Consider the following 9,980-nt stretch of genomic DNA (forward strand, 5'->3'; position numbering starts at 1 on the left):
CTGTGGCGGCGGCAGGCCGTCCAGCGGCCGGCCCAGCGGGTCGATCACCCGGCCCAGCAGGGCGTCACCGCAGCCCAGGGCCAGGCGCTGGCCGCAGCGGTGCATGCGCAGGCCGGCGGCCAGGCCCTCGGTCTGGTCCAGCAGGATGCAGCCGGCCAGCGTCTCGTCGAGCTGGAAGACCCAGGCGCGGCTGCCATCGGCCGAGCGCAGCACCTCGCCCACCGGCACGAAGGGCAGGCCCTCGACCCAGGCGATGCCGTCGGCCACACCCAGGATGGTGCCGACCTCCTCGACGCTGAGGCCGACCTCGGGGACGAGGTCGGGGGCGATGTCGGATGCAGACGAGGCCATGTCAGCCCTCCCCTGGGGTCTGGCCGGCCGTCGGGGCGTCCAGGCGCCTGAAGGCGTCGACGCCACGGCGCAGGCTGGTCTCCAGCTGGTGGCCGGGCAGGTGCACGCTCAGGCCCGCCAGCAGATCGGGCTCCAGCGTCCAGCGCGGGGCCACGTCCTGGCCCAGCACGGCCGCCAGGCCGGTGCGGATGCGGGCCTGCAGCGCCTCGGGCAGGGCAAAGGCGCTGCTCACGGTGGGGGGCTCGGCGCCGGGCGCGCGACCCAGCGGGCTCAGCTCCAGCGCCAGGGCTTCGGCCCGGGCGGCCAGGTCGGTCAGGAACAGATCGACCAGCGCGGCCTCCAGCGCCGGGCTGGCCAGGCGCTTCAGGTAGTCGCCCACGAAACCGGCGGCGCGGGCCTGCAGCTGGCGGTCGGCCTGCTCCTGGCGCGCGCTGGCCTCGCGCTGCAGACGGACCTGGGCCTTTTCGCGCTCGGCGCGCAGCTCGGCGTCCAGCGCGGCCAGACGCTGGCTGCGCAGCGCGGCGATCTCCTCCACCAAGGCTTGACGGGCCGCCTCACGCTGGCCGGCCTGCCCGGCTTCCTGGGCGGCCAGGGCCTGGGCTCGCGCCTCCAGGGCCTGCTGGCGGGCGTCCAGCGTGTCGCGCTGCTGCTGCTGGGCCTGGGCCCGCGCGGCCAGGGCGGCCTGCACCGGCTTGAACAGGAAGCGGCGCAGCAGCCACAGCAGCACCGCAAAGTTCAGGATCTCCAGCGCGAAGGTGGTGGCATCGAGGTTCATGGCGGGTCCCGTCGGCGGCGAGGGCCGCCCCTCACTTCAGCAGGTATTCGAGCAGCGGGTTGCGGAACAGGATGATCAGCGCCACCACCAGGCAATAAATGGCCAGCGACTCGATCATGGCCAGGCCGATGAACAGGGTGCGGCTGATCTCCTTCTCGGCCTCGGGCTGACGTGCCAGGGCGTCCAGGGCCGAGGAGATGGCCCGGCCCATGGCCAGGGCCGGGAAGAACACGCCCAGGGCGATGGCCAGGGCGGCCACCACGGTGGAGACGATGGCGAAGAGGTGCAGGTCGGTCATGGCGACTCCGGAGCAGAAGAGGAAACAGGCGTTGGGGGCGTTGGGGGCGATGGAGGCGTTGGCGGCCCCGGCGGCTGGCCTTCGGGCAGGCTGACCTCCAGCGCGGAGCCGACATAGATCAGCGCCAGCATGCCGAAGATGTAGGCCTGCACCAGGGCCTCGATGACGTGCAGCAGCAAGAGGGGCACCGGCACCAGCACACCGGCCACCAGCAACACCAGCAGCGCGGCCATCTCCAGGCTCATCATGTTGCCGAACAGGCGGATGGCCAGGGCCAGGGTGCGGGTGATCTCGCTGATGATGTGGAAGGGCGCGAGGATGGGGCTGGGCTGGATGTAGTGCCGCAGATAGGCCCGCCAGCCCGCGGCCCGCAGGCCGTAGAGGTGCACCGCGAAGAAGACGATGACCGCCAGCGCGGCGGTGACGGAGAGGTCGCGGGTGGGCGAGGTGAGGCCCGGCACCAGGCCCAGCAGGTTGGACACCGCAATGAACAGCCACAGGCTGCCGATGAAGGGCAGCACCCGGTCCACATGCACCGGGACCACGACCTCGGCCACCGCGTCATGCATCAGCTGCCAGGCCAGCTCCAGCGCCAGGGCCGGCGGGCGTCCGCCCCGCGGGCCCCAGAACCAGGCGGCCGCGGCCAGGCCCAGCGTGACGAGCAGCGACAGGCACAGGGTCTCCGACAGGGCCAGCCCGGCCAGGTGCAGCGTGAAGCCTTCGTCCATGTGTGTCTCCCCAGTCCTCAGCGCCCGTGGCTGCGGAAGAACCAGATCACGTTGCCCACGCCCACGGCCAGGCCCAGCAGGATCAGGTTGACCGTCCAGCGCACGCTGTAGCCGGCGGACAGGCTGTCCAGCCAACGCCCCAGGTAGGCGCCGCCCACCAGGGGCACGCACAGCAGCAGGCCGGCCGTGCCGCCGGTGACCAGCAGGCCCAGGAAGCCGGCCTTGCGGGCGCGGGCCAGGCGGCCCAGTTGGCGCTCGGCGTTGCGGCGCATCGGATCGGTGCTCACCTCGTTCGGCTCGTCGCTCATGCGCGGCCTCCCGGGGCGGTCTGGGCCAGCTGCTGCAGGCGGCGCATCAGGGCCAGGTCCAGCTGCAGGTGCTCCTCGCGGGTGGACAGGCGCAGGCGCTGGTCGGCCGCCAGCAGGGCGTCCAGGCGCTGCAGCAGCGTGGCGGCGTCAGCGTCCACCAGAAAGCGGCTGCTGACGATGCGCACGGCCTGCACCCCGTCCTCCCAGGCGCTGCGCAGCAGGCCGCCGGCGCAGGCGCCGCAGTGCCAGTCGGCGTCGGCCGCATCGGCGGCCAGGCGGTAGCGGAACAGGCCGGGCTCCAGCACGGTCATCTGCGGCTCGTGGCGCGGCCACAGCGCGAACTGGCCGTGGGCGTCCTCGGCCAGCAGGCGAACCACCCCGGCCAGGCGGCGGACCTGCTGGGCGTCCAGCAGGCAGAGGGTGAAGCCGGGGTGGTCCATCGGGCGTCCCGCGGGCTCAGGCGCCGGCCACGGCGGCGGTGGTCGGCGCAGGGGCCGGCATGGCGCCCTGCATGTAGCAGGCGTCCTCGGTCAGGCCGTCGTAGGCCCCGTCCAGGAAACGCTCGCAGTCGGCCAGCAGGGTTTCCAGCGGCACGGTCACACCGGGCAGGCCGGTGTGGTCGGCCACGACCTGGAAGGGCTGGGTCAGGTAGCGCTGCAGGCGACGGGCGCGGCGCACGGTGCGCTGGTCCTCGGGCGAGAGTTCCTCCAGGCCCAGCATGGCGATGATGTCCTCCAGCGCCTTGTAGCGGGCCAGGTGCTCGCGCACCGCGCCGGCCACCCGGTGGTGGCGCTCGCCGACGATGTGCACGTCCAACATGCGGCTGTTGGAGGCCAGCGGGTCCACCGCCGGGTAGATGCCGCGGGCGGCCTGCTCGCGCGAGAGCACGACGATGGAATCCAGGTGGGCCTGGATGGCGGCCATCGAGGGGTCGCTCATGTCATCGGCCGGCACGTAGACCGCCTGCACCGAGGTGATGGCCCCCTGCCGGGTGGACAGGATGCGCTCCTCCAGCGTGGCGACCTCGGTCAGCAGCGTGGGCTGGTAGCCGACGCTGGACGGCATGCGACCCAGCAGGCCGGAGATTTCAGAGCCGGCCTGGACGAAGCGAAAGAGGTTGTCCATCAGGAACAGCACCTCGCCGTGGCCAGCGTCGCGCAGGGCCTCGGCACAGGCCAGGGCGGTGAACCCCGTGTGGTATCGCACGCCCGGGGTCTCGTCCATCTGGCCGAAGACCATCACGGTGCGCTGCATGACGCCGGCCTCGCGCATCTCGTGCCACATCTCGTGGCCCTCTCGGATGCGTTCACCCACCCCGGCGAACACCGAGGCGCCTCGGTAGAGGGTGCTGACGGCGTGCATGAACTCCATCATCAGCACCGTCTTGCCCACGCCGGCACCGCCGAACAGCCCGGTCTTGCCGCCGCGCACGAAGGGGCACAGCAGGTCGATCACCTTGATGCCGGTGGGCAGGATCTGCTGGCCCGGCAGGGTGTCGGACAGGCGCGGCGGCGGCGCCATCACCGGGCGGTGCAGCGCCGGGTCCAGCGGCGGCCCGCCGTCGAGCGGGCGGCCCTGCACATCCAGCAGGCGACCCAGGCAGGCCTCGCCGGCCGGCACGGTCAGCGGCGCCCCGGTGTCGTGCGCCGGCAGGCCACGGGCCAGGCCCTCGGTGCTCTCCAGCGCAATGGTGCGCACCACGCACTCGGAGACGTGCTGCTCCACCACCAGGGTGACCGCATGGCCGTCGATCGGCACGCGCAGCACATGGCCCAGCTGGGGCAGGGGCCGACCGCGCACCGCCACCACGGGGCCATGCACGGCCACCACCCGGTGGGTGACGGGTGCCGGAGGGAGCGCTGTGCGGGCGTGGAGTCCGTCGGTCATGGGGAACAGCCGGAAGTACGGGCCTCAGTTTGACGCGGCGCAGCAATCCCCCAACTTGCCTTAGATCAAGAAAGCAGTGGCCGGCCCTTGCCCACGGACAGCCCGCGGACAGGCGGGATGCGGGCGAAATCCCTGACTTGCCCGGGTGCTGCAGGCTCTGTTACGATACCCCAATGGGTATAAAGACACACACGGCCGGGAGTCCTTCGATGAAGCATGTCGCATGGTTGGCGTCGATGTGGCTGGGCTGCGCGGCGGCCATGGCCGCCCCCGTGCCCACCGTGACGGTGGGCAGCACCCCGGCGGGTGCTGGCTTCGAGCTGGACGGCACGGTGGAGGCTTTGCGCCAGGCCACGGTGGCCGCCCAGGTGGCCGGCAACGTGACTCAGCTGGCCGTCAAGGCCGGCGACAAGGTGCATGCCGGCCAGCTGCTGGCCCGCATCGACGCCCGCAACACCAGCGCCGGCCTGCTGCAGAGCGATGCCGCGGTGGCCCAGGCCGAGGCCCAGCTGCAGAACGCCAAACTCAATGCCCAGCGCCAGCGCGAGCTGCGCCAGCAGGGCTTTGTCAGCCAGTCGGTGGTGGACCAGGCCGACACCAGCCTGAAGGCCGCCCAGGCCGCGCTGGACCAGGCCCGCGGCGCGCGCAGCCAGGCCGCCCTGGCCCGCGGATTTGCCGACGTGAGCGCCCCCTTCGACGGCGTGGTGCAGGCCACGCTGGTGGACACCGGCGACCTGGCCGCGGCCGGTGTCGGCGTGGTGACGATGTACGCCCCCGGTGCGCTGCGCGCCGTGGTGCAGGTGCCCGCCTCGCGCGCGGCGCTGGCCCGCGCCGCCACCCACCCCGAGGTGCGCCTGCCCGACGGCCGCTGGGTGAGCCCGGTCCAGCGCACCGAGCTGCCCGCCACCGACCCGGTGGCCCAGACGGTGGAATGGCGCCTGGACCTGCCGACCGGCACCAGCCTGTCGCCCGGCCAGAGCCTGCGGGTGCGCTTTGACGCGCCGGCCTCGGCCGCCACCCCCGCGGTGCTGAGCGTGCCAGCCGCGGCCGTGTTGCGCCGCGGCGAGCTGAAGCCGTCTACGTGGCCCGCCAGGGGCAGTTCGTGCTGCGCTCGGTGCGACTGGGCACGCCCGGCCCCGGCCAGCAGGTGCCGGTGCTGGCCGGCCTGAAGGCCGGTGAGCAGGTGGCCGCCGATGCGGTGCAGGCCGGCCTGGCCGGTGCCACCCCGGCTGGCGCGGCGCGCTGAGCGCTCCGTACCCAGCGCGCAGGACAGGATCCCCGATGAGCCACCCCCACGACCCCACCCACGCCGGCACCGAGCCGGTGCTGGGCATTTCCGGCCGCCTGGCCCGCGCCTTCCAGGCCAATGCCATCACCCCGCTGCTGGCCCTGGTGGCCCTGCTGCTGGGCCTGTTCGCGGTACTCGTCACCCCGCGCGAGGAAGAGCCGCAGATCAACGTCACCATGGCCAATGTGCTGATCCCCTTCCCGGGGGCCAGCAGCGAGGATGTGCAGGCCATGGTGGCCCGGCCGGCCGAGCAGGTGCTCTCGCAGATCGCCGACATCGACCACACCTACTCCGTCGCCCAGCCGGGCATGGCGGTGCTGACGGTGCAGTACAAGGTGGGCGTGCCGCGCACCGAGGCCCTGGTGCGCCTGTACGACGTGCTCAACGCCAACTCCGACTGGCTGCCCGCCGGCCTGGGCACCCTGGCCCCCATCGTCAAGCCCAAGGGCATCGACGACGTGCCGGTTCTGGGCATCACCCTGTGGGCCCAGGACGCCCGCAGCGGCGTGGAGCTGGAGCGGGTGGCCCACACGCTGGAGGCCGAGCTCAAACGAGTGCCCGGCACCCGCGAGGTGCAGACCATCGGCGGCCCCGGCCGGTCGGTGAACGTGGCGCTGGACCCGTCGCGCCTGCGCGAACGCGGCGTCGACGTGATGTCGCTCAAGGCCAGCCTGCAGGCCGCCAACCAGGGCATGCCCGCCGGTGCGGTGGTGCAGCCCCAGGGCAACCAGCTGCTGACGGTGGAGACCGGCCAGTTCCTGCGCAATGCCGACGAGGTCGGCGACATCGTGGTAGGCGTGCATGCAGGCAAGCCGGTCTACCTGCGTGAAGTCGCCCAGATCACCCCGGGCGCCGCCCAGCCCAGCCACCTGGTCTGGTACACCCCGGGCAGCGCCCCGCTGTCGGCAGAGGAATCGGCCTCGGCCCCGGCCGGTCAGGTCTATCCGGCGCTGACGATCACCGTCACCAAGAAGCCGGGCCAGAACGCGGTGGACGTGGCCCGCGCCGCCCGCGCCCGGGTGGACGAGCTGCGCAACAGCGTGATCCCCGAGGGCGTGCAGGTCAGCATCAGCCGCGACTACGGCGAAACCGCCGCCGAGAAGGCCAACAAGCTGATCCAGAAGCTGGCCTTCGCCACCGGCTCGGTCATCCTGCTGGTGGGCATCGCCCTGGGCCGGCGCGAGGCCATCATCGTCGGCTCGGCGGTGATCCTGACCCTGACAGTCACGCTGTTCGCCTCCTGGGCCTGGGGCTTCACCCTCAACCGGGTCTCGCTGTTCGCGCTGATCTTCTCGATCGGCATCCTGGTGGACGACGCCATCGTGGTGGTGGAAAACATCCATCGCCACATGGCGATGGATGTTTCGGCGCAGGGTCATGTCGCCGAAGGCGACGTGGGCCGAAGCCAAAACAGACGCTCCTTGGCTGAGATCATCCCGGTGGCGGTGGACGAGGTGGGCGGCCCCACCATCCTGGCCACGATGACGGTGATCGGTGCGCTGCTGCCCATGGCCTTCGTGAGCGGGCTGATGGGCCCGTACATGAGCCCGATCCCGATCAACTCCAGCCTGGGCATGGCGCTGTCGCTGGCCATCGCCTTCACGGTCACGCCCTGGCTGGCCCTGAAGCTGATGAAGTCCCATGGCGGCGCGGGCGGCCATGCACCCGTCAGTGGCGCGGCCGGCGTGGGCGCCCGCCTGGGCAACTTTTTCGCCGCCCTGCTCCAGCCCCTGCTGCAGAGCGCGAAGAAGCGCTGGATGCTGCTGGGCGGCATCTTGGTGGCGCTGATGCTGTCGGTGGGCCTGACGCTGGTGCAGTGGGTGGTGCTGAAGATGCTGCCCTTCGACAACAAGTCGGAGTTCCAGGTCATCGTCAACATGCCGGCCGGCACGCCGCTGGAGGACACCGCCGCCACGCTGCAGGACCTGGGCGCCTTCCTGGCCCGCCAGGCCGAGGTGCGCGACCTGCAGGGCTATGCCGGCACCGCCAGCCCCATCACCTTCAACGGCCTGGTGCGCCAGTACTACCTGCGCAGCGAGGCCGACCAGGGCGACCTGCAGGTCAACCTGGTGGACAAGCACCACCGCTCGGAGAAGAGCCACGCCATCGCCCAGCGCCTGCGCCCCGACCTGGAGAAGATCGCCGCCGCCCATGGCGCGCGCATCCAGGTGGTGGAGGTGCCGCCCGGCCCGCCGGTGATGAGCCCGCTGGTGGCCGAGGCCTACGGCCCGGACGAGGCCGGTCGCCAGGCCGTGGCCGCCAAGGTGGCGCAGGCCTTCCACGCCACGCCCGACATCGTCGGCGTCGACACCACCCTGAAGGAGGACGCCCCACGCGCCTTCCTGCGGGTGAACCGCCAGCGCGCCGAGTCGGCCGGCATCGCGGTGGCCACCATCGCGCAGACGGTGCAGGCCGCCCTGTCGGGCACCGATGCCGCCTGGCTGCACACCGGCCATGACAAGTACCCGGTGCCGGTGCGGCTGCAGCTGCCGCGCGACAGCCAGATCGGCCTGGACGCGCTGCTGGCCCTGCCCCTGAAGGCCGCCAACGGCCAGCTGGTGCCGCTGTCGGAGCTGGTGCGGGTGGAACAGGGCGTGATCGACAAGCCGCTCTACACCAAGGACCTGCACCCGGTCAGCTACGTCTTCGGCGACATGGCCGGCCAGCTCGACTCGCCGCTGTACGGCCTGTTCGCCATCCGCCCGCACCTGAAGGACGCGCTGCCGGCCGGCCACGGCACGTTGGGCGAGTACTGGATCCACCAGCCCTCCGACCCCTTCACGCAGTACGCGATCAAGTGGGACGGCGAGTGGCAGATCACCTACGAAACCTTCCGCGACATGGGCGCCGCCTATGCGGTGGGCCTGATCCTGATCTACCTGCTGGTGGTGGCGCAGTTCAAGAGTTATGGCACGCCGCTGATCATCATGGCGCCCATCCCGCTGACCCTCATCGGCGTGATGCCCGGCCATGCCCTGCTGGGTGCGCAGTTCACCGCCACCAGCATGATCGGCATGATCGCGCTGGCCGGCATCATCGTGCGCAACTCCATCCTGCTGGTGGACTTCATCGAGCTGCAGCTGGCCCAGGGCGTGCCCTTCCAGACGGCGGTCATCGAGTCGGCCCGGGTGCGCGCCCAGCCCATCGCCCTGACCGCGCTGGCGGCCATGATCGGCGCCTTCTTCATCCTCGACGACCCGATCTTCAACGGCCTGGCCGTCTCGCTGATCTTCGGCATCCTCGTCTCCACCCTGCTCACGCTGGTGGTGATCCCGGTTCTCTACTACGCGATGCTGCGGCATCGCCATGAAGCTGTGTAACCGCCGTCGTCAGAACGGCAATTCAGGAGACAACCATGGCCCACATCGTCATCATCGGCGCCGGCATCGGCGGCATGCCCTGCGCGTACGAGCTGCGCGAGATGCTCCCCAAGGAGCACCAGATCACCGTGGTCAGCGCGGTGGACTACTTCCAGTTCGTGCCCTCCAACCCCTGGATCGCGGTGGGCTGGCGCCAGCGCGAGGAGATCGTGCTGAAGGTGGGCCCGCTGCTGGAGAAGAAGGGCATCGCCTTCATCCCCTCGGCGGTTTCGGCCATCGACGCGCCGGGCAACCAGCTCACGCTGGCCAACGGCCAGACCCTGGCCTATGACTACCTGGTGATCACCACCGGCCCCAAGCTCAGCTTCGACGAGGTGCCCGGTGCCGGCCCCGCGGCCCACGGTGGCGGCGGCCACACCCACTCGGTCTGCTCGGTGGACCATGCCGAGGCCTTCTGGCGCGACTACCAGGAATTCCTGAAGAGCCCGGGCCCGATCATCGTGGGCGCCATGCCCGGGGCCAGCTGCTTCGGCCCGGCCTACGAATTCGCCTTCATCGTCGACGCCGACCTGCGCAAGCGCAAGCTGCGCCACAAGGTGCCGATGACCTATGTCACCAGCGAACCCTACATCGGCCACCTGGGCCTGGGCGGCGTGGGCGACAGCAAGTCCATGCTGGAGAGCGAGCTGCGCAACCACGACATCAAGTGGATCACCAACGCCAAGACCACCCAGGTCGAGGCCGGCAAGCTCTTCACCACCCAGCTCGACGACCAGGGCAACGTGCTCAAGCAGCATGAACTGCCCTTCCAGCTGGCCATGATGCTGCCGGCCTTCAAGGGCGTGGAGCCGGTGGCCGCGGTGCCCCATCTGTGCAACCCGCGCGGCTTCGTCCTGATCGACGAATACCAGCGCAGCAAGGCCTACAAGAACATCTTCTCGGCAGGCGTCTGCGTGGCCATTCCGCCGGTGGAGGTGACCCCGGTGCCCACCGGCGCGCCCAAGACGGGCTACATGATCGAGACC

General features: G+C 71.2%; 9 protein-coding genes and 1 pseudogene. 3 read left to right on the plus strand and 7 right to left on the minus strand.

Going from position 1 to position 9,980, the window contains the following annotated elements:
- From I73_RS27465 to atpD, 7 genes and pseudogenes are all read right to left on the minus strand, one after another.
- Positions 1 to 351: pseudogene (locus I73_RS27465) on the minus strand (F0F1 ATP synthase subunit alpha); the annotation flags it as partial.
- Between the two features lies 1 nt (position 352).
- Positions 353 to 1,126 carry an ATP synthase subunit B gene (locus I73_RS27470; protein ID WP_022980744.1) on the minus strand — a complete coding sequence of 258 codons (774 nt, stop codon included), beginning with the start codon at positions 1,124 to 1,126 and terminating at the stop codon, positions 353 to 355.
- A gap of 31 nt (positions 1,127 to 1,157) precedes the next feature.
- Entirely contained in the window at positions 1,158 to 1,424 is a 267-nt protein-coding gene (locus I73_RS11480; protein WP_022980745.1) for a F0F1 ATP synthase subunit C, read from the minus strand.
- Positions 1,421 to 2,152, minus strand: coding sequence for a F0F1 ATP synthase subunit A (locus I73_RS27475; RefSeq protein WP_022980746.1), 732 nt, complete (start codon positions 2,150 to 2,152; stop codon positions 1,421 to 1,423). Before I73_RS27475 ends, I73_RS11480 begins: the two co-directional genes overlap by 4 nt.
- Positions 2,153 to 2,169: 17 nt before the next feature.
- On the minus strand, positions 2,170 to 2,460 hold the full coding sequence (locus I73_RS11490) for an AtpZ/AtpI family protein (RefSeq protein WP_022980747.1): 291 nt from the start codon (positions 2,458 to 2,460) through the stop codon (positions 2,170 to 2,172).
- On the minus strand, positions 2,457 to 2,900 hold the full coding sequence (locus I73_RS11495; RefSeq protein WP_022980748.1) for a hypothetical protein: 444 nt from the start codon (positions 2,898 to 2,900) through the stop codon (positions 2,457 to 2,459). The genes I73_RS11490 and I73_RS11495 overlap by 4 nt, the downstream gene beginning before the upstream one ends.
- A gap of 16 nt (positions 2,901 to 2,916) precedes the next feature.
- On the minus strand, positions 2,917 to 4,347 hold the full coding sequence (gene atpD / locus I73_RS27480) for a F0F1 ATP synthase subunit beta (protein ID WP_051049179.1): 1,431 nt from the start codon (positions 4,345 to 4,347) through the stop codon (positions 2,917 to 2,919).
- A gap of 209 nt (positions 4,348 to 4,556) precedes the next feature.
- Here atpD and I73_RS27485 point away from each other — a divergent pair, with 209 nt between their 5' ends.
- From I73_RS27485 to I73_RS11515, 3 genes are all read left to right on the plus strand, one after another.
- On the plus strand, positions 4,557 to 5,516 hold the full coding sequence (locus tag I73_RS27485) for an efflux RND transporter periplasmic adaptor subunit (protein ID WP_234409483.1): 960 nt from the start codon (positions 4,557 to 4,559) through the stop codon (positions 5,514 to 5,516).
- Between the two features lie 112 nt (positions 5,517 to 5,628).
- Complete coding sequence (locus I73_RS11510; protein ID WP_022980750.1) at positions 5,629 to 8,955, plus strand: efflux RND transporter permease subunit; 3,327 nt, start codon at positions 5,629 to 5,631, stop codon at positions 8,953 to 8,955.
- Positions 8,956 to 8,990: 35 nt separating this feature from the next.
- Positions 8,991 to 9,980, plus strand: a 990-nt coding sequence (locus I73_RS11515) for an NAD(P)/FAD-dependent oxidoreductase (protein WP_022980751.1), incomplete at its 3' end; no start/stop codon positions are given.

Source organism: Ideonella sp. B508-1, from assembly GCF_000333615.1.
Lineage (GTDB): Bacteria > Pseudomonadota > Gammaproteobacteria > Burkholderiales > Burkholderiaceae_C > Ideonella.